Source organism: Anaerobranca gottschalkii DSM 13577, from assembly GCF_900111575.1.
Classification (GTDB): Bacteria; Bacillota; Proteinivoracia; order Proteinivoracales; family Proteinivoracaceae; genus Anaerobranca; species Anaerobranca gottschalkii.
Genome location: NZ_FOIF01000013.1, coordinates 12,179 through 32,067 on the forward strand (window position 1 = coordinate 12,179; position 19,889 = coordinate 32,067).

Sequence of the window (19,889 nt, forward strand, 5' to 3'; positions counted from 1 at the left end):
TTTATAAGGAGGAAAGAAGATGTCTGAAGTAACTATGGATAAAATAGTAGCACTATGTAAATCCCGGGGTTTTATTTTCCCAGGTTCAGAAATATACGGAGGTTTAGCAAATACTTGGGATTACGGACCTTTGGGGGTAGAGTTAATAAACAATATTAAAAAAGCTTGGTGGAAAAAATTCGTACAAGAAAATCCCCACAATGTGGGAATGGATTCAGCAATACTTATGAATCCCGAAGTTTGGGTAGCCTCTGGCCATGTAGGAGGCTTTAGTGACCCTCTCATTGACTGTAAAGAATGTAAAAGTAGATTTAGAGCAGATAAGCTAATAGAGGAATATTATAAAGGTCAAGGGGAAGAAGTAGTAGGTATTGATGGTTGGACAAATGAAGAAATGTTAAACTTCATTAAAGAAAAAGAGATTAAATGTCCTGATTGTGGTAAACACAATTATACCGATATTAGGCAGTTTAATTTAATGTTTAAAACCTTTCAAGGTGTAACGGAAGATTCAAAATCTGAAATTTACTTAAGACCTGAAACAGCCCAAGGAATCTTTGTAAATTTTAAAAATATCGCTAGAAGCTGTCGATGCAAGGTGCCCTTTGGGATTGCCCAGATAGGTAAGAGTTTTAGAAACGAAATAACTCCCGGTAACTTTATCTTTAGAACTAGGGAATTTGAACAAATGGAACTTGAGTTTTTCTGCAAACCTGGTGAAGATTTAGAGTGGTTTAAATACTGGAAAGAGTTTTGCTATAACTGGTTAGTGGAATTAGGAATGAATCCTGAAAAACTTAGATTAAGGGACCATGAAAAAGAGGAACTTTCCCACTACAGTAATGCAACAACAGATATAGAATTCCAGTTTCCCTTTGGTTGGGGAGAACTTTGGGGAATTGCCGATAGAACTGATTTTGACTTAAAACAACATCAAGAACATTCAGGAAAAGATTTAACATATCAAGATCCCCACACCAATGAAAAGTATATCCCTTATGTTATTGAGCCTTCTGTAGGGGTAGCGAGACTGGCTTTAGCTTTCTTGATTAGCAGCTATGAAGAAGAGGAATTGGAAAATGATAGTAGAACAGTATTAAAGTTACATCCATATTTAGCACCTTTTAAAGCTGCAGTTTTACCACTATCTAAAAAGCTTTCTGACGATGCTTTTAAAATCTATCAAAAATTGGCTAAGAAATTCATGGTGGATTTTGATGATAGTGGAAGTATTGGTAAGAGATATAGAAGACAAGATGAGGTAGGAACACCATTCTGCATTACCTTTGATTTTGACTCATTAGAAGATAATTGTGTTACTGTAAGGGATAGGGACACTATGGAACAACAAAGGATCAGCATTGACCAGTTAGAAAACTATTTAGAAGAAAAACTACAATTTTAATTTAAGGGACAAAGAGTCATTCTTTGTCCCTTATTAAAAGGTTAAAGTAGGTGAAAAAATGAATATACAGCAGATTGAGGAATTAGCCTTTAATATAATGAAAGATCGGAAAATCCCTGGTAGGGAAAAGGGATTTATTTACTATCACGGTAAAAGGACAGCAAATATAGCGTTAAATATTTACAACCAATTAGTAGAAAAAGGCAGTAAAGAAGAGATGGATCTTCTATATTGTGGATGTCTTTTTCACGATGTAGGTAAAGGAATAGAACCCCATAATGAAACGGGGAAGGAGCTAGTTAATTACTATTTACGGGATATATGTAATGTTGAACAAAGGGAGATAATTTCCCGGATAGTTTATGAACATAATTTAAGGGGAGAAAAATATGGAGGAAACTCTTTCTTAGGTAAAATTGCCCAAGATGCAGACATTTTAGATCATATGGGAACTATGGATATTTGGATTGCCTTTCAATGGCATGCCAATTTTGATGAAAGGGTAGAAGACTCTTTAAAGTTTTTTTTAGGAGGGCAGTGGGAAGAAATAACAGAAAAACTGAGAAGCCTACTAAATTTTTCCCCTTCTATAGATGCCTTTGATCGGAGAAAAGCTTTTACAGAAGAATTTTTAAGGCGTTTTAAAAGGGAAAGTGAAGGAAGATTATATTAAGGAAGATGGGAACTATGAGGGAGAAAAGTGTTAAATTTACCGAAGATGTAAAAAAAAGAATAAAATATGCCATTGAACAGGCGAAAGGGAATGAAGTTTTCTTTAAAGGTTTAGTTAATGAACAAAAAATAATCTGGGATGTTGAAGTATTGGCAAGGGGTAACCAGTTCAGTGTCCCCGCATGTTTATGTGATTTAGAACCGGGGGATGTAGTTATCCATAACCATCCTTCAGGGGAGCTAACCCCTTCAGCGGCTGATATCAATATAGCAGCAAAACTGGGGGCAGATGGTATAGGATTTTTGATTATAGATAACTCTGGAGAAGAACTTTATGTGGTAGTGGAACCTTATTTTCCTTCTGAGGATATCCCAATTTCCTTAGAATCTATTCAAAAAATTTTGGGTGAAGGAGGAAGGATAGCCTGTCATTTAGAGAATTATGAGTATCGTCAAGAACAAATCAAAATGGCGGAAAAAATAGCGTTATCCTTTAATAATCAGCAACATCTTTTGGTAGAAGCAGGTACTGGAACAGGGAAAAGTTTAGCCTACTTAATTACTGCAATATTATGGGCGGTAAAAAATAAAAAACGGGTAGTCATTTCAACAAATACCATCAACTTACAAGAACAAATAATGTTTAAAGATATCCCCTTTTTGCAGAGGGTATTGGCAGATAAGTTTAAAGGTGTATTAGTTAAAGGGCGGAGTAACTATTTGTGTTTAAGGAAATTAGAGAGTTTAGAAACAGATAGTTTGTTGGAAGATGTAGATGAAGATTTATCCCAGTTAAAGGCCCTTAAAGAATGGGGCTTGAAGACTACCGATGGGAGTAAAGCTGATTTATCTTTTTTGCCCAAAGAAACAAATTGGGAGCAGGTTTGCAGTGAAGGGGATTTATGTTTAAAGGTCCATTGTCATCATTATAAAGATTGTTTTTTCTTTAAAGCTAGGCGGGAAAGTGCTACGGCCGATATCTTGGTAGTAAATCACCATCTCCTTTTTGCCGATATAGCCCTAAGGAGTAAAGGGTTAGAGAGTGGAGTCCTTCCTAAATATCATTGTATAGTATTTGATGAAGCCCATAACATAGAAGATACCGCCACGACCTATTTCGGGTATAAAATTAATAAATACTTGGGGATTAAACAATTCACCCGACTTTTTTATACTAAAGGTGGAAAACAGAGGGGTTTTTTAATAGATCTTAATTATAAAATTAGTAGTGATAAACACATTACCCCTATAATCAAAGGAAGGGTAAATGACCTGATTATATTGGAGTTAATTCCCCAGTTAGGAGAAATGGTTAAAAAAACCCATCTGTTTTTTGATAATGTCTATACTTTATTAAATGGCAATTCAAAGGTTAGATTAACGCCGGCATTTATAGAAACAGCAGAATATAAAGATGTAGAAAATCAATGCGTAATTTATATCCAAGAACTTACTAAATTTATAGAAACCCTCAAGAAGTTACTATCGACTTTAGAGGAAATGCCTAGTAAAGCCTTTGAAGGATTATTACCTCAAGTGATGGAATTAAATGCTTATATAAAAAGGTTAGAAGGGGTAGCGGAAACATTAGACTACCTTTTCTTAAAAGAGGTTAAGGGAGATGTAAAATGGCTTGAGTTAAGTGGCACATCTAAGAATAGATATGTAACGGCAAATTCTGCTCCATTAGATATTTCTTATCAATTAAATGAAAATATCTATACTGTCTATCAATCAGTAATCCTGACCTCTGCTACTTTGACAACTGGAGGGAACTTCCACTATATTAAAAATCGCTTAGGTTTGAATTTATGTCAATATAAATTAGAGGAACTGATTTTACCTTCCCCCTTTAATTATAAAGAACAGGTGTTGTTTTGTGTGCCGACAAATCTACCGGAACCTACTCAAAGGGATTTTGAACTAGAAATTATTGACAATTTATACCAGCTGATTATGGCTACAAGGGGTAGAGCCTTTGTCTTATTTACTTCCTTTAAATTATTAAATGAAACCTATGAAAAATTAAAACCCCTACTGGAAGATAGGGGAATTAACTGTTTTAAACAAGGGGAAATGCAAAGACATTTACTATTACAAAACTTCAAAAAAGATATTTCCTCTGTCCTTTTTGCAACATCTAGTTTCTGGGAAGGGGTAGATGTACAAGGAGAGGCCTTGAGTAATGTAATATTAGTCAAGTTACCCTTTAGTGTTCCAGATGAACCAATTGTAGAAGCAAGGCAAGAGTTAATTCAACAAAAAGGTGGCAATCCCTTTATGGAATATCAAGTACCCCAAGCTGTTCTGAGGTTTAAACAAGGATTTGGACGGCTGATAAGGAGCAAAGAAGATAGAGGGGTTGTTGTAGTAACTGATAAGCGGATATTAACTAAAACATACGGTAAAATATTTTTAAAATCCTTACCCCAATGTAATGAATTAGCCGGTGATTTAAATAGGGTAACAGAAACTATTGTAGATTTTCTGTAAAAGATATTAAGGCTATTGACCAGTATGGATAGGACATTGGAAATTAGGTACCCATTGACCAGGTGAAAACCTAAATCTTCTCACTAATGTAGAAGGACAATATTCAGTTGCTATACCCCAAGATTGAAGACAAACATTTAATTCTGTAACATTATTTTGGTGTAAATTACAACTGGATTTAGGTTCTGTGCCAATGATAAAGTATTCTGTAAAGGTAAGGGGGCATTGGGGACTAGCCAGTAATAGGGTTTCACGGCAAATATTTTTTTGAACTATGCCAGGGGGAGGGGAAAAGACTCCCCCTATATTTTCACCAAACATCCGATTTAAAGCTGTATTTGTAAAGGTAGCCCAAAGCCTTCCAGCATCTCTTCCCCCAAGGAGCTCTAATTTTCCTGTAGGGTTATTAAAGCCTATATAGGTTGTTGTAACCATTTCAGGAGTATATCCAGCAATAAAGGCGTAATGTTCAGTAGTTCCAGTTTTTACAGCAGCATCTCTAGAGGGAATTAAATTACTAACACTACTGGCTGTTCCCCTTCTTAAGACATCCCTTAAGGCATCGGTGATCAAAAATGCCGTTTCCTCTGAAAGGACTTTAGTTGGTATTTGTGGTGGCCTACGGTAGATAATATTACCGAATCTATCATGGATTTCTTCAATAATATATGGTTCCCTTAAATAACCGCCATTGGCAAATACAGCGTAGACACTAGCCATATTATTTAGATTAACTCCATTAGGACCAAGGACCATTGCAGGGACAGGCTGTAAAGGACCTTTATAACCTAAGTGATATGCAAATTTTTGGGTGTTTTCAGGTCCTAAATGGGAATTTGTTAAAACAGCATAAACATTACAAGAATCAATTATAGCTTCCCGCATAGTTAAGTATCGATTATGATATCTGCTACCATAATCTGAAACGTCATAACCAGGAGCTTGAGGTATTCTCCCTAAAGTTTCGCCACAAAAATGTTCTGTTGTCAATGTATAAACCTGTGATTCTAAACCATAAGCATAGACAAGGGGTTTCATAGCAGAACCAGGCTGAGGAATCCCTTGAAATGCGTTGATCCCTCCAGCCATTGCTAAAATTCCCCCAGTTTTAGGGTCTAAAGCTACTAAAGCTGCTGAAATATTTTCATCTTCTTTCTTATCTTGAGGCAAAATATCCCTAAAATTACCTATTACCTGTTGAGCGACAATTTGAGCCTGATAATTTATGGTAGTAAAAATATTATAACCTGAACGGAGCTGACCATTAACAAAACCTAATTCCTTTTCTAGACGATCTAGTTCAGTTAATACAAAGAGAGGGATCTGGGGTTGTTCTAACCTCTCTTCCCTAGTAACTACAGTTATTGGTTGTTCTTTTGCCCTTTCTCCTTCTTCTTCACTAATGTATCCTTGTTGGACCATTCTTGTCAGAACAAAAGCTCTGCGGGTGTAGGTTCGGGATTGTCCTGTATTTGGTTGGGGTTCTAAGTTTGCTGGTCTTAGGGGTGTATAAAGATAAGGGCCTTGGATAATTCCCGCTAACAAAGCTGCTTCTTCTAATGTAAGTTCTCTAGGGTGTTTGTTGAAATAAAATTCACTGGCTGCACCAATACCATAGTTGCCATGACCGTAATAGATATTATTTAAATAAGCTTCTAAAATTTCATCTTTACTATAATTTAACTCTAATTTTAAGGTATAAACTAACTCTCTCAGTTTACGGTCAAGGGTCCTTTCACTTGTTAAAAATATGTTTTTAGCTAATTGTTGGGTAATAGTACTACCCCCTTGGGTAATTCTCCTTTCTCTAATGTTTGTGTATAAAGCCCGGAGGATACCTAAAGGATTTACCCCTATATGGGAATAAAAGACATTATCTTCTACTGCGATAACGGCATTAATAAAGTAAGGGCTTATATCCTTTAAGGGTACGTAAATTTTACTACTAGCCTCTACTGTACCAATAGGCTCTCCTTTATTATCAAAAATAGTTGTAGGGTAAATATTACTTTCTAGTTGTACATCATTTATTATATATGCTAGGTATAATAAGTAACCGGAAAAAGTTAAAGAAGCTATTAGGAAAACAGCTAAAAAGCCAGTTATAAAGATCTTTAAATAATAGAATCTTAATTTTTTTTTCATGCTTCTTTCTTTGCGACTTTCATTAACCATGATAGTTCCTCCTTAAGAGGTGTTTTTTGTTAGATGCTTTTTATTTATTATGTCTTTTTCTCCGTATGTTATTAGGAAAGAAGTGTATTAATTGAAGGAATATGATATAATGGGATTGTAAATTACTCTGACCCTAGGAGGCAGTAAAATGCTGAAAGACAATTTTGGGAGAAAAATTAATTATTTACGGATCTCTTTAATAGATCGTTGTAATCTTAGATGTAAATATTGTATGCCCCCAAACGGTGTTGATTTATATGGACATGATAAAATTTTAACATATGAAGAACTCCTTTTAATTATTAAAGCCAGTGCCCAATTAGGGATTAACAGTATTCGTTTAACTGGTGGTGAGCCATTAATAAGGAGGGGATTAATCCCTTTTATAAAAACAGTGTCTAATATAGATGGAATAGAAGATATAGCTATAACAACTAATGGTGTTTTGCTAGAAGGTATGGCAGATGATTTAAAAAGAGCGGGGGTAAAGAGGGTAAATATTAGTTTAGATACTTTAAAGAGAGATAAATTTCAAAAAATTACTGGGAAAGATGATTTTGATAAAGTATTTAGAGCTATAAATAAATCTATACAAGTAGGGTTTAACCCTGTAAAAATAAATGTGGTTTTGTTAAAAGGGTTCAATGAAGATGAAATCTTAGATTTTGTTAAATTGACAAAGGATAAACCTCTACATGTTCGTTTCATAGAGATAATGCCTTTAGGGGAAAGTAAAAATAGTTGGACAGCAGGATATATTCCTTGGACAGATGCTTTAGAGTTAGTAAAAAGGGAATTTGAAGTTCGAGAAAGTTTCGGTCCTAAAGGAAGTGGACCTGCCAAATATTATACTATACCTGATTTTATAGGAACCTTTGGGTTTATAACCCCAGTAGGAGAACATTTCTGTGGACAGTGTAATAGAATTAGGTTAACCAGTGATGGATTTTTAAAAACATGTCTTTTTGGAAACAATGAAGTAAATTTAAAGGAATTGAGTAAAACTGGAGATATTGAGAAAATAAAAAAAGCTATAGTAAAAGGAATTAACGAAAAGCCGGAAAAACATCAAATATCCAATCATGAAGTTTCTAGGTTTATGTCACAGATAGGGGGATAAAAATGGCTGAATTCACTCATTTTAACCAAGCTGGTAGGGCAAAGATGGTAGATGTATCGGAAAAAAAAAGTACCCAGCGAATAGCAGTAGCTAAAGGTAAAATTTATATGGATAAAAGTACATTAGAAAAAGTGAAAGAAGGGTCTATGAAAAAGGGAGATGTCCTTTCTGTAGCTCAAGTAGGTGGGATACTTGGCGGAAAAAAAACCTGGGACTTAATTCCTATGTGTCACAATATAATGATTTCCGGACTAGATATCGATTTTGAAATAAATGAAAATGAAAATTATATAGAAGCAACTTGTACAGCTAAAACAGTTGGTTCAACAGGGGTAGAAATGGAAGCTTTAACTGGAGTTTCCGTAGCTTTATTAACTATTTATGATATGTGTAAGGCAGTGGACAAAAAAATGGTAATTAAAGATATTAGATTAGTGGAAAAAAGAGGTGGAAAAACTGATATCATCCTAGAGTAAAAATTTTTATCAATACAAATACTAATTTTAAACAAAATATTGATTTTCTCAGTATTTTTGTTATAATCCTTTAGGAAGTATTATGAAGTTTGTACCAAAAGGTACTAGGAGGTAGATTAAATAATGGAAATGTGGTATACGGAGAAACAAACCCCTTCCGTAAGTTTGTCTTTAAAAACAACAAAAACCCTTCATGTAGAACAAACAGAATTTCAACATTTAGCAATGATCGAAACAGAGGCCTTTGGCAGAATGTTAGTATTAGATGGTATGGTACAAACATCTGTAGTAGATGAATTTGTATACCACGAAATGATAGCTCATCCTGCCCTCTACACCCATCCAAACCCAAAAAATGTACTTGTAATTGGTGGTGGAGATGGAGGTACAATCAGGGAAATAATTAAACATCCTTCTGTTGAGAAAGCAACTTTAGTAGAAATAGATGGTAGAGTTATTGAGCTAAGTAAACAATACCTACCAGAAATCGCAGTAGCATTAACAGGTGAGGCTAAAGTAGAAGTAAAAGTAGAAGATGGTATTAAGCATATCAATGAATCTAAAAATACCTATGATATTATACTAGTTGATTCCACAGAACCAGTGGGACCAGCTGTAGGACTTTTCAGTCAAGATTTTTATCAAGGAATTTATGAAGCTTTAAAAGAAGATGGGTTAATGGTAGCTCAAACAGAATCTCCATTCTTTAATGGTGATTTAATTACAAATGTTAATAAGAGATTGAGAAACATCTTCCCATATGTTAAGACATATTTAGCTAGTATACCAACTTATCCCAGTGGATTATGGAGTTTTACCATGGGTTCTAAAAAATACAAAATAGAAGATGTTGATATCAATAACTTATATCCTATCGAAACTAAATATTTCACACCAGAGTTAATGTTAGCTTCAACTAAACTTCCAAAATTTGTTCAAGATTTAGTTAAAGGTGAGTAAAATGGGATTATTTAATAATGTTGAATATACAAGTAATTTTATTGGAGCCAAGGATAATTATCACCAAGCTAAAGGTGTTCTCCTTGGAGCACCTATGGATTATACTGTAAGTTTCAGACCGGGATCCCGTTTTGCTGCAAAAAGAATTAGAGAAGTATCATATAACTTAGAAGAATACAGCTTTTATTGCCATAAAGACTTAACGGATTGTCCCTTTTTTGATGCTGGGGACTTGGCTTTACCCTTTGGTAATGTAGAAAAATCCCTAGATATTATATATCAATCAGTTGGGCAAATTACTAAAGATGGTAAAATACCCTTTGTTATTGGGGGAGACCATTTAATTAGTTACGCCTGTATCAAAGGAGTTAAAGAAAAATATCCAGACTTAGCAGTACTCCATTTTGATGCCCATGCAGATTTAAGGGAAGACTATGCCGGAGAAAAGCATTCCCATGCAACTGTTATTGGTAAAGTAGTAAGGGACTTAGGGGTCAAAGATGTCTATCAATTTGGTATAAGATCTGGTACCAAAGATGAATGGGAATTTGCCCAAAAACATACTAAGCTATTCCCCTTCACAGCCAAAGAACCTTTGCTAAAGGTTTTAGAAGAACTTAAAGGAAAACCAATTTACATTACCATAGATATTGATGTGGTAGATCCAGCCTTCGCTCCAGGGACAGGAACCCCTGAAGCCGGTGGGATAACCTCAAAAGAATTATTAGACTGTTTAAAAATAATGTCATCTTTAAATGTAGTTGGATTTGATATAATTGAGGTTGCCCCTGTATATGATGTCAGTGACATAACTTCAGTATTAGCAGCTAAGGTTATCAGGGAAAGTTTATTGATGTATATAAAATAATAAAATAAATTTTAAAGTGGTGGTATTTATGCGAGCTGCACAAATATTAATAAGATCTAGCCAACAAACAAGTTCTGGTCGCTCTGATTTGGCCATAGAAGTAGAGGGTTCGGTAACCTCTAAAGAAGAAACTACTTATCTGACCTATAAAGAGCCAGAAGGAACTGGTCTAGATAATACTACCACCACTTTAAAATTAGAAAAAGATAAAGTAACCCTTATCCGTACCGGTTCTACTACTTTAAGGCAGGTTTTTAAAGCCGGGGAAATTACTACTGGAGTTTATCAAACTCCATATGGTAACTTTGCTTTAGAAGTAGATGCAAAAGAAGTAAAGGTAGAACTTATTAAAGATAAAGGTAAAATTACTTTACAATATGATTTAATAATAGCTGGAGAAAAAATTGAAGATCAAAAATTAAATATATTTTATTATTCGATTTAACAAATTTGTGGGTGGGCGTGGAGAAAACTCCACATGAGGGGCTATATCGAAAGGAGGACTAACCTATGAAAGATATTATCCTAGCCTTAGTAGCAGGGGGCTTAGTAGGAGCTATTTTTGGTAAGGTTGGTTTACCTATACCCGCTCCAGCTAATATTGCCGGTTTAATGGGAATAGCTGGAATAATGCTTGGTTATGTTGCCTCTACAAAGTTTTTCTAAAAAAATTAAAGCAAGCTTAATACAAGCTTGCTTTAAAAATACATCAACTGCCCAAAATTGGGCAAGAGGAGGATAGGGGATGAAGGATTTATTAATTAGTATTTTAGAAACCATCGATGAGGGTATTCATGCTGTAGATGAAAAGGGAATCACCATTTATTATAACTCAAAGGCTGCCCTTTTAGATGGTCTCCATCCCGAAGATGTTATAGGAAAACATATCCTTGATGTATTTCCATCTTTAGACCGAACTTCTAGTACGTTACTCAAAGTATTAAAAAGCCGTAAACCTATCTATAACCAGCAACAGAAATATACAAATTTTAAAGGGAAAGAGGTAGTAACTGTCAACACTACACTGCCTATTTTTGGGCAGAAAGGATTTCTAGGGGCTGTGGAAATTTCCAAGGATATTACCCAAGTTAAGCAGTTATCTGATAAAATCCATTTCTTACAACAATCATTATATAAAAATTTAGGGAAAGGTGAAGTTGATAAGGAAAAGCTCTATCAATTTGGAGACATTATTGGAAATAGCAAAAAAATCACCGATTTAATTAAAAAAGCACAAAGGGTTTCCCGAAGCAGTTCTACCCTTTTAGTTTATGGAGAAACAGGTGTGGGTAAAGAATTATTAGTTCAAGCAATCCATAGCAGTTCTCCAAGGCAAAATGGACCTTTTATTGCTCAAAATTGTGGTGCACTACCTGAAAGTTTATTGGAATCGATTCTCTTTGGTACAGTTAAAGGAAGTTTTACCGGTTCGGAAAATAAACCTGGCCTTTTTGAGTTGGCAGGGGGAGGGACTTTATTTTTAGATGAAATAAACTCTTTACCATTGAGTTTACAGGGGAAAATTTTAAGGGCAATAGAAGAGAAAAAAATTAGGAGAATTGGGGATACAAAAGAAATCCCTGTAGATGTTAGAATTATGGCAGCTATGAATACTGATCCTTTAGAAGCGGTGGAAAAAGGTTTGCTAAGGAAAGATTTATATTACCGGTTAAATGTAGTTACACTATATATCCCGCCATTAAGGGATAGGATAGAAGATATTGAGCCCTTAGTGTTACATTTTTTGGATAAATTTAATAAAGAATTTGATAATAAAATTACTGGAGTAAAAAAAGAAGTCATTAATTTATTACACCATTATACTTGGCCCGGTAATGTTAGGGAATTAGCTAATGTTATTGAGGCAATTTTTAATTTTAAAGATAGTGGGAAAATAGATATAGATGACTTACCAGGACATATAGTTCAACAAGTTAATGGAAACAAAAACCTTAATTTACGGGAAAAGTTGTTTCAATATGAAAAGGAGTTAATTAAAGAAGTTTTTCTTGCAAATGACAAAAATATAACCAAAACTGCTCAAATTTTAGGGATCCCTAGACAGACTTTGCAATATAAGTTAAAACAATTTAATTTGAATTGACTGTGGTAACTTAAACTATCACAGTCTTTTTTATTTGGCACTAAATTTGCATAATTTAAATAATATAGAAATGAAAAGGAGGAATAATTTATGAAAGGCTGTCCCTACGGAACCCATCGAGTTATAGAAAAAAAAGGTATGCTTCCCCAACCTGCTTGGAAAATTTCCAACGACCCTGAAATTTACAGTAATGAAATATTAATCGATGTTAAAACCCTCAATATTGATTCGGCAAGTTTTACTCAAATTAAAAAACAGGCAAAGGAAGAAAATAGAACCATCGAATCTATAATCTTAGAAACAGTGGAAAAAAGGGGTAAACAACACAACCCTGTTACCGGCTCAGGTGGTATGTTGATTGGAACTGTATTAAAAATAGGAGAAGATTTAAAAGGAAAAATAGATTTACAAGAAGGAGATAAAATCGCTACATTAGTTTCCTTATCTTTAACCCCTCTAAAAATAGAAAAAATATTAGCTGTAAAGGAAAACTCTGATCAAGTGGATATTGAAGGGAAAGCTATTTTATTTCAAAGCGGTATTTATGCAAAACTGCCCACAGATATAGATGAAAAATTAGCTTTAGCTGTCCTCGATGTTGCTGGGGCACCTGCTCAAACTGCCCGATTAGTTAAACCATCAGACATTGTAGTGGTAATAGGGGCTGGAGGAAAGTCCGGTTTGCTGACTATTTATGAGGCTAAAAAACGGGCGGGAGTAACAGGTAAAGTAATAGGTATTGAGTACAGTGAAGAAGGGTGTAGAAAATTAAGGGAAACGGGCTATGCCGATATCGTCATTCAAGGGGATGCTACAAATCCAGTGGAGATTTTAGAAAAAGTAAAAGAGGCTACTGCCGAAAAATTGGCAGATGTGACAATTAACTGTGTTAACATACCGGATACTGAAATGGCTAGTATTTTAGTAACAAGGGATCGGGGAATCGTTTACTTTTTTAGTATGGCAACTAGCTTTACAAAAGCAGCATTAGGTGCTGAAGGTATCGGAAAAGATGTAGATATGTTAATTGGTAATGGTTACGCTAAAGGCCATAGTGAAATAGCGTTACAAATCATTAGGGAGAGCGAAAAGATAAGAAGGATATTTGAAGAGATTTATGTATAGGAGGTGAGTTTAAAATGAGAAGTTTTAAAGAGGTAGAGAAGTATAAAAATGTAACGGAAGAACAGTGGAATGATTGGCATTGGCAATTGAAAAATCGGATTACCACAGTAGAAGAGTTGAAAGAATTAGTGGAATTAACCCCTGAAGAAGAGGAAGGAATTAAACAGTGTTTAAAAACTTTAAGAATGGCTATTACACCCTATTACGGTATACTTATGGACCCTAAAGATGTTAATTGTCCTGTAAGGAAACAGGGGATACCGGTAATTAAAGAATTGGAAAAGAGTAGTTGTGATATGGAAGACCCTCTATCAGAAGACACCGATTCTCCAGTTCCAGGGTTGACCCATCGCTATCCCGATAGAGTTCTTTTATTGGTGACAGATCAATGTGCTATGTACTGTAGACATTGTACCCGCAGGAGAATGGCAGGGGTTACTGACCAAGCAATGCCACTAGAAAGAATAGAAAAAGCTTTAGAATATATAAGAAAAACAACAGAGGTTAGGGATGTTTTAATAAGTGGTGGAGATGGGTTATTAGTTTCAGATGATAGGTTAGAATATATAATTAAATCTTTAAGGGAAATACCCCATGTAGAAATAATTAGGATAGGAACTAGAACGCCAGTTGTTTTACCCCAAAGAATTACCGATGAATTGTGCAACATGTTGAAAAAATATCATCCAATTTGGATAAATACCCATTTTAATCATCCTAAAGAATTAACGGATGAAAGTAAAAAGGCATTAGCTAAATTGGCAGATGCGGGAATTCCTTTAGGAAACCAATCTGTTCTATTAAGGGGTATTAACGATTGTCCTAATATTATGAAAAAGCTAGTCCATGAATTGGTGTTAAACAGAGTAAGACCATATTATATTTACCAATGCGATTTATCACAGGGGATAGAACACTTTAGGACACCGGTGAGTAAGGGAATTGAAATTATAGAAAGTTTAAGGGGACATACATCTGGTTACGCAGTACCCACCTTTGTAGTGGATGCCCCAGGTGGTGGTGGGAAAATACCGGTGATGCCCCAATACCTAATTTCCCAATCACCTTCAAGGGTAGTATTAAGGAATTTCGAAGGGGTAATGGCAGTTTATTCACAGCCAACAGATTATAAAGATGGATGTAATTGTGAATACTGTCAAGGGGCGAAGGAATCAATAGGTGTTCAATCATTACTAACCGGTGAGAAAATTAATATAGAACCTACTGAACTTAAGAGAGGGACTAGAAGAAGAAAATGAGCCAAATTTTAAAGGAAAAACTAATGGATCAGGATATATATTCAGTATCCATAGTTGGTATGGGTAAAAATACCGGAAAAACTGTAACACTAAACTATTTAATCAGTTTATTAGATCCTTTGACATTAGGGGTAACATCTATTGGGATAGATGGAGAAAAAATAGATAATTTAACTTTTACACCTAAACCATCCATTAGCTTAAAAAAAGGAACCGTTGTTGCTACTGGGGAGAAGACTTTAAAGGAATTTACATCAAGTTATGAAATATTAGAAGGAACAGGAATTTTCAACCCCCTTGGAGAAATAGTAATGGTTAGATTACAAGAAGATGGAGAGGTTTTATTAGGAGGCCCAGAAAGGACGACAGACTTAAAGAAAATCATCTCAACCTTTAAAAAATACGGCTGCGGAAAGGTTTTAGTAGATGGGGCTATTGATCGGAGGGCAGCAGCTTCTCCCTATGTGACCGACGGTATGGTCTTTGTGACAGGGGCTGCATTTAGTAGGGATTTTACTAGACTTGTGGGAGAAACGGTACATCGTTTGAATATGTTAACTTTACCCCAAACTTCTATTTCTTTAGAAAGGGAAGATAAAATCCAATTGATTTCTGGAGAAGAAATTAATTTTTTGCCTATTAAATCAGCTTTATTAGCTGATCAATTGATAGGGTATTTTAAAGGAGATAGAGAAAACCTTTTATATATCCCAGGAGCATTGACAGACTCCTTTTTACAAAAAATAGTTCCTTGGATAAAAAAGGGATATAAAATAGGTATTATCGTAAAAGATGGAACAAAGGTCTTTCTCTCCCCTAAAGCATATGGACAGTTTACAGATAGTGGCGGGAAAATAGAGGTCTTAAAAAGTTGTAAACCTTTGGCTTTAGGGGTAAATCCCCTTTCTGAAGAAGGTTATGGTTTTGATAGCACAGCCTTAGTAAATAGCCTACAACAACTAGTTCCAATTCCAGTATTTGATCCACTAAAATAGGGAGGGATTTTATGGAGTTTTTTATAGGTAATACCTCAAACGCCATTGACCTTGAAGAAGTTTTGGATTCCGTCACTCCCTATTCCCCTTATGGTCAAAGGGAAAAGGAAAAGTTAACCCCTACTCAGTCTAAAGGAAAATTAGAAAAGGAATATAATCTAACATACTTAATGTTAGAGATAATTAAAGAAAGTAATGAAGTTAATGAGATAATAGAGTTATTGAGAAATCTTAAGGATATAACTCCGATAATCCAAAAAGCTTCAGCAGAGTTAGTTTTAGAAGAGTTAGATTTCTTTTATATTAAACAATGGTTAGTAGGGGTAAGAAGATTGGCAGACCTCATAATAAATACCGGGATAAAGGGAAAGATTGGAATTAAATTAGATAAAATTGAAGACTTTTTCACAATAATTTCCCTAGATAATGAAGGTCCAGGATTTTATTTATCAGGGAAACATAATTCAGAATTAGAAAAGGTTAGAATTAGCTATAGAAGGTTAAAACAGGAATTAGATGATCTCCTTGAGAAGAGAAAAAAAGGGATTGAAAGGGAATTTAATGTTTTATTTAACATAGAAAACACCTTAAATATTAGTAAGTTTGATAAGGATAAGGTAGAAAAACTATCTAGATGCCCTCAGCTTTTTTATCATGGGGAAAACTATACCCATGTTCAGTTTAAAATAAAGGAATGGGAAGAGAGTTTAAAGCTTAAGGGTGAACTAGAAGAACTTAAAAAAAAGATAGAGGATGAAGAAGAAAAGGTAAGAAAATATTTAACAAAAGAATTCCTTAAATCTTCCTCTAAATTCCAAGGAAATTGTAAAAGTTTAGGGAAATTAGACTGGCTTTTAACAAAGGCAAATTATTCCCGGGAAATAAATGGGGTAAAACCAATAATAACCGATGATAATATTATTAAACTCAAAGGGGTGAGAAATCCTGTTTTAGAAAGGGTTTTAGTAAATAGGGGGAAAAAGGTGACCCCTATAAGTTTAGAGCTTACCGGTGGAGTTACTGTAATTACCGGCTCTAATATGGGAGGGAAATCCCTGACATTAAAGACTTTAGGGTTAACAGTTGCCTTAGCTCAACTGGGTTTTTTAGTTCCCTGTGAAGAAATGGTTTTTAATCCCAGAAAATTCATCTATTGTTCACTATATCACGAACAATCTATCTATGATGGCCTTAGTACCTTTGGAGTAGAAATTAAAGGGTTAAAAAAGGTATTAGGTTACCGGGATAAAAAAGGGTTGTATTTGATAGATGAGTTAGGCCGGGGAACCAACCCTATAGAGGGTGGAGCCTTAGCCTATGCTGTAGCTAGGTACTTAAATAAAGGAAATAGTATATCGGTAATGGTTACCCATTTTGAACAAATGCTGTCCGATGAATTTGGGCAGCTTCGAATTGTGGGGTTAGATAATGTTACAGAAAACAAACTAAAAAAGGTATTGAATGGTAAAAAGGGAGTAGAAGCAGTAGAAGAGCTCATGGATTATAGGGTAGAAAAGGCTATAGAATTAGGTGTACCTCGGGAAGGACTGAAAATAGCGGCATTACTGGGTTTGCCAAAGGAAATAATCGAAAATGCAAAAAATAAGCTAGAAAAAGATGTTAGGAAAAGGAGTGAATTTAATGGGGGATAAATTAAAAATAGATCAAGATCTCGTTAGAAGAGCCAGGGAAAGTGCCGATGCCATTGCAGAGCAAGTGATGGCTTTAATAACTCCAAAAACCACAGTAGCTGTGGAACGGACAGTGGGTAGGTTATTAGGAATAGATGGAGTAGATGGGGAAGGAGTTCCATTAGTAAATGTACTGGTAGATAATTTGTTGGAAAAAGGTGTCCTTTCACAAGGATTAATTTACTGGGTTGTCAATGGCTGTGAACAGCTAAATTTAACACCACAAAAATTGGCAGAGGAAGTCAGTGCTGGTAGGTTAGACTTAACAGCCATTAAGCCATTACCGGTAGGGAGTTTAAAAGGTAAAATGGAGGAATACGCCCAAAGGGGCTTAGATGTCATTAGAAAGAGGGTACAAGAGAGAAGGGAATTCATTCAAAGGTTAGGCAAAGGAAAGGCACCAGAGCTTTATGTTATAGTCGCTACCGGTAATATCTATGAGGATGTAATCCAAGCTCAAACGGCAGCTAGAAATGGAGCAGATATAATTGCTGTAATTAGAACAACGGGTCAAAGTTTGTTGGACTATGTACCCTATGGTGCAACAACTGAAGGGTTTGGCGGAACTTACGCAACCCAAGAAAACTTTAGGATAATGAGAAAAGCTTTAGATGAAGTTTCTGAAGAAGTAGGAAGATATATTCAATTGGTAAACTACTGTTCAGGGCTTTGTATGCCAGAAATAGCTGCTATGGGTGCTATGGAAAGATTGGATATGATGTTAAATGACGCCTTATATGGCATATTGTTTAGAGATATCAATATGCAGAGGACTTTAATTGACCAGAATTTCTCTAGAATTATTAATGGCTTTGCAGAAATAATTATCAATACTGGAGAAGATAATTATTTAACTACCGCCGATGCCATTGAAGAAGGCCATACTGTAATCGCTTCTCAATTTATCAATGAAAAATTAGGATTATTAGCAGGGCTTAAACCCCAACAATTGGGATTGGGCCATGCCTTTGAAATAAATCCCGATGTAGAAAACGGGTTATTATATGAAATAGCCCAAGCCCAACTATCTAGACAATTATTTCCTCAAAGTCCTTTAAAATACATGCCACCAACTAAGTACATGACTGGGAATATTTTTAAAGGATACTTACAAAATGGATTATTTAATCTAACTTCAATAATGACTAATCAGGGGATCCAACTATTAGGAATGTTGACAGAGGCAATTCATACTCCTTTCATGCATGATAGGTATTTAGCCATTGAAAATGCTAAATATGTTATGAATACTGCCAGAAATCTAGGTGATGAAATTATTTTTAGGGAAGATGGAATAATTCAAAAAAGGGCAGAAGAAGTTTTAACTAAAGCAGTATTATTATTAGAAGAAATTAAAGAGATTGGCTTATTCACTGCTTTAGAAAGAGGGTATTTTGCAAATATAAAAAGGACTATGGATGGTGGTAAAGGATTAGATGGGGTAGTTAACAAAGCTAAGGATTATTACAACCCCTTTGAAGAAATAATGAAAAGGGAAAATTTTCAAAAGGATAATGGGGGGAGGTTTTAAAGATGCAAGTAGATTTAACTAAAATCAAGCCCTATGGTGATACCCTAAATGATGGAGCTGTTCAACTATCCTTTACCCTACCAGTTAAATACAGTGATGAAGCTAGGGAAGCTGCTATACTTTTAGCAAAACAAATGAATTTAGATGAACCTAGTGTTGTCCATATGTCCGATTTAGGCAGTGGTTTTACCTTTTTTGTACTTTATGGTAAATGTACTAAAACTGTAGACTTTACTAAAATAAAGGTTACTAAAGTCCAAGATGAAACAATGGATTTTTATGAAATTAACAAATTTATAAAGGAAAAAATTAAAAGGAAAATTACAGTAGTGGCAGCTTGTACTGGGACAGATGCCCATACCGTTGGTATCGATGCTATAATGAACATGAAAGGATATGCAGGAAAATATGGATTAGAAAGATATCCAGAAATTAATGCTATAAATATGGGAAGCCAAGTTCCCAATGAAGCCCTTGTCAGAAAAGCCATAGAAACCGATGCCGATGCAATATTAGTATCCCAAGTCGTTACTCAGAAAAATGTTCACATACCTAATTTGACAGAATTAGTTGAAATGCTAGAAGCAGAAGGAATAAGGGATAAAATAGTACTAATAGCAGGAGGGCCTAGAATTACCCATGAACTTGCATTAGAATTAGGTTATGATGCAGGATTTGGTCCAGGAACAACACCACCAGATGTTGCCACTTTTATAGTAAAGGAAATGGTCAGGAGAAATATAAAGTAGGATATAACATATGGTAAAAATATAAATATTTTAATTAAAACTGTCGTCGATCACCAATAGTGCAAAAATCCCTGGCAATCGACGACAAACCAAAACAGAGCAAAAATCCTTTAATATCAGGCTTTAAGGGATTTTTGCTCTTAGTTTTAGTTTACATAATGCTTCAAAAAATAATTATTGACGAAATTCAAAAAATGCTGTAAAATAAGGATAAGTGATGGGGTTACTAGCCTACCTATAAGGGATTGAAACCACTATGCTAGCAT

At 34.9% G+C, this 19,889-nt stretch carries 17 protein-coding genes; 16 read left to right on the top strand and 1 reads right to left on the bottom strand.

The window, feature by feature from the left end; all coding sequences use genetic code 11:
• The first annotated feature begins 19 nt into the window (after window positions 1–19).
• The 3 genes from BMX60_RS05045 to BMX60_RS05055 are packed head-to-tail and all read left to right on the top strand — an operon-like array spanning window position 20 to window position 4,570.
• Window positions 20–1,405 carry a glycine--tRNA ligase gene (locus BMX60_RS05045; protein ID WP_091349855.1) on the top strand — a complete coding sequence of 462 codons (1,386 nt, stop codon included), beginning with the start codon at window positions 20–22 and terminating at the stop codon, window positions 1,403–1,405.
• 58 nt (window positions 1,406–1,463) lie between these two features.
• Window positions 1,464–2,078 (top strand): HD domain-containing protein, encoded by a 615-nt coding sequence (locus tag BMX60_RS05050; RefSeq protein ID WP_091349858.1) that lies wholly within the window; start codon window positions 1,464–1,466, stop codon window positions 2,076–2,078.
• A 14-nt stretch (window positions 2,079–2,092) separates the two neighbouring features.
• Window positions 2,093–4,570 carry a helicase C-terminal domain-containing protein gene (locus BMX60_RS05055; protein ID WP_177159708.1) on the top strand — a complete coding sequence of 826 codons (2,478 nt, stop codon included), beginning with the start codon at window positions 2,093–2,095 and terminating at the stop codon, window positions 4,568–4,570.
• Window positions 4,571–4,582: 12 nt separating this feature from the next.
• On the opposite strand, the gene BMX60_RS05060 is transcribed toward BMX60_RS05055, so the two are convergent.
• Window positions 4,583–6,745 carry a transglycosylase domain-containing protein gene (locus BMX60_RS05060; RefSeq protein ID WP_091349863.1) on the bottom strand — a complete coding sequence of 721 codons (2,163 nt, stop codon included), beginning with the start codon at window positions 6,743–6,745 and terminating at the stop codon, window positions 4,583–4,585.
• Window positions 6,746–6,893: 148 nt separating this feature from the next.
• Between BMX60_RS05060 and moaA the strand changes: the two genes are divergently transcribed.
• From moaA to kamE, 13 genes are all read left to right on the top strand, one after another.
• Window positions 6,894–7,865, top strand: coding sequence for a GTP 3',8-cyclase MoaA (gene moaA, locus BMX60_RS05065; RefSeq protein ID WP_242945712.1), 972 nt, complete (start codon window positions 6,894–6,896; stop codon window positions 7,863–7,865).
• 2 nt (window positions 7,866–7,867) lie between these two features.
• Complete coding sequence (moaC, locus tag BMX60_RS05070; protein WP_091349866.1) at window positions 7,868–8,341, top strand: cyclic pyranopterin monophosphate synthase MoaC; 474 nt, start codon at window positions 7,868–7,870, stop codon at window positions 8,339–8,341.
• A 123-nt stretch (window positions 8,342–8,464) separates the two neighbouring features.
• The gene (gene speE, locus BMX60_RS05075; RefSeq protein ID WP_091349867.1) at window positions 8,465–9,301 is read left to right on the top strand and encodes a polyamine aminopropyltransferase; all 837 of its coding nucleotides are present in this window, start codon (window positions 8,465–8,467) and stop codon (window positions 9,299–9,301) included.
• A 1-nt stretch (window position 9,302) separates the two neighbouring features.
• Window positions 9,303–10,169 (top strand): agmatinase, encoded by an 867-nt coding sequence (gene speB, locus BMX60_RS05080; protein ID WP_091349870.1) that lies wholly within the window; start codon window positions 9,303–9,305, stop codon window positions 10,167–10,169.
• A 28-nt stretch (window positions 10,170–10,197) separates the two neighbouring features.
• A complete protein-coding gene (locus tag BMX60_RS05085) occupies window positions 10,198–10,614 on the top strand; it encodes a YwiB family protein (RefSeq protein ID WP_091349873.1) in 417 nt (138 codons plus the stop codon).
• 65 nt (window positions 10,615–10,679) lie between these two features.
• On the top strand, window positions 10,680–10,835 hold the full coding sequence (locus BMX60_RS05090) for a XapX domain-containing protein (protein WP_091349875.1): 156 nt from the start codon (window positions 10,680–10,682) through the stop codon (window positions 10,833–10,835).
• A 79-nt stretch (window positions 10,836–10,914) separates the two neighbouring features.
• Window positions 10,915–12,273: a sigma-54 interaction domain-containing protein gene (locus BMX60_RS05095; protein WP_091349878.1), complete on the top strand. Its 1,359-nt coding sequence runs from the start codon at window positions 10,915–10,917 to the stop codon at window positions 12,271–12,273.
• 90 nt (window positions 12,274–12,363) lie between these two features.
• Window positions 12,364–13,398, top strand: a complete 1,035-nt coding sequence (gene kdd / locus BMX60_RS05100) for an L-erythro-3,5-diaminohexanoate dehydrogenase (RefSeq protein WP_091349880.1) — start codon at window positions 12,364–12,366, stop codon at window positions 13,396–13,398.
• A 14-nt stretch (window positions 13,399–13,412) separates the two neighbouring features.
• Complete coding sequence (gene kamA, locus BMX60_RS05105; RefSeq protein WP_091349882.1) at window positions 13,413–14,657, top strand: lysine 2,3-aminomutase; 1,245 nt, start codon at window positions 13,413–13,415, stop codon at window positions 14,655–14,657.
• The gene (gene kamB, locus BMX60_RS05110; RefSeq protein ID WP_091349884.1) at window positions 14,654–15,652 is read left to right on the top strand and encodes a lysine 5,6-aminomutase reactivase subunit KamB; all 999 of its coding nucleotides are present in this window, start codon (window positions 14,654–14,656) and stop codon (window positions 15,650–15,652) included. The genes kamA and kamB overlap by 4 nt, the downstream gene beginning before the upstream one ends.
• A gap of 11 nt (window positions 15,653–15,663) precedes the next feature.
• Window positions 15,664–17,304: a lysine 5,6-aminomutase reactivase ATPase KamC gene (gene kamC, locus BMX60_RS05115; RefSeq protein ID WP_091349886.1), complete on the top strand. Its 1,641-nt coding sequence runs from the start codon at window positions 15,664–15,666 to the stop codon at window positions 17,302–17,304.
• On the top strand, window positions 17,294–18,874 hold the full coding sequence (gene kamD / locus BMX60_RS05120; protein WP_091349888.1) for a lysine 5,6-aminomutase subunit alpha: 1,581 nt from the start codon (window positions 17,294–17,296) through the stop codon (window positions 18,872–18,874). Before kamC ends, kamD begins: the two co-directional genes overlap by 11 nt.
• 2 nt (window positions 18,875–18,876) lie before the next feature.
• Window positions 18,877–19,623, top strand: coding sequence for a lysine 5,6-aminomutase subunit beta (gene kamE, locus BMX60_RS05125; protein ID WP_091349891.1), 747 nt, complete (start codon window positions 18,877–18,879; stop codon window positions 19,621–19,623).
• The last annotated feature ends 266 nt before the right edge of the window (window positions 19,624–19,889 follow it).

Coding starts and splice junctions, on each gene's coding strand:
- BMX60_RS05045 (WP_091349855.1), top strand. CDS start 20: ATGTCTGAAGTAACTATGGATAAAATAGTAGCACTATGTAAATCCCGG.
- BMX60_RS05050 (WP_091349858.1), top strand. CDS start 1,464: ATGAATATACAGCAGATTGAGGAATTAGCCTTTAATATAATGAAAGAT.
- BMX60_RS05055 (WP_177159708.1), top strand. CDS start 2,093: ATGAGGGAGAAAAGTGTTAAATTTACCGAAGATGTAAAAAAAAGAATA.
- BMX60_RS05060 (WP_091349863.1), bottom strand. CDS start 6,745: ATGGTTAATGAAAGTCGCAAAGAAAGAAGCATGAAAAAAAAATTAAGA.
- moaA (WP_242945712.1), top strand. CDS start 6,894: ATGCTGAAAGACAATTTTGGGAGAAAAATTAATTATTTACGGATCTCT.
- moaC (WP_091349866.1), top strand. CDS start 7,868: ATGGCTGAATTCACTCATTTTAACCAAGCTGGTAGGGCAAAGATGGTA.
- speE (WP_091349867.1), top strand. CDS start 8,465: ATGGAAATGTGGTATACGGAGAAACAAACCCCTTCCGTAAGTTTGTCT.
- speB (WP_091349870.1), top strand. CDS start 9,303: ATGGGATTATTTAATAATGTTGAATATACAAGTAATTTTATTGGAGCC.
- BMX60_RS05085 (WP_091349873.1), top strand. CDS start 10,198: ATGCGAGCTGCACAAATATTAATAAGATCTAGCCAACAAACAAGTTCT.
- BMX60_RS05090 (WP_091349875.1), top strand. CDS start 10,680: ATGAAAGATATTATCCTAGCCTTAGTAGCAGGGGGCTTAGTAGGAGCT.
- BMX60_RS05095 (WP_091349878.1), top strand. CDS start 10,915: ATGAAGGATTTATTAATTAGTATTTTAGAAACCATCGATGAGGGTATT.
- kdd (WP_091349880.1), top strand. CDS start 12,364: ATGAAAGGCTGTCCCTACGGAACCCATCGAGTTATAGAAAAAAAAGGT.
- kamA (WP_091349882.1), top strand. CDS start 13,413: ATGAGAAGTTTTAAAGAGGTAGAGAAGTATAAAAATGTAACGGAAGAA.
- kamB (WP_091349884.1), top strand. CDS start 14,654: ATGAGCCAAATTTTAAAGGAAAAACTAATGGATCAGGATATATATTCA.
- kamC (WP_091349886.1), top strand. CDS start 15,664: ATGGAGTTTTTTATAGGTAATACCTCAAACGCCATTGACCTTGAAGAA.
- kamD (WP_091349888.1), top strand. CDS start 17,294: ATGGGGGATAAATTAAAAATAGATCAAGATCTCGTTAGAAGAGCCAGG.
- kamE (WP_091349891.1), top strand. CDS start 18,877: ATGCAAGTAGATTTAACTAAAATCAAGCCCTATGGTGATACCCTAAAT.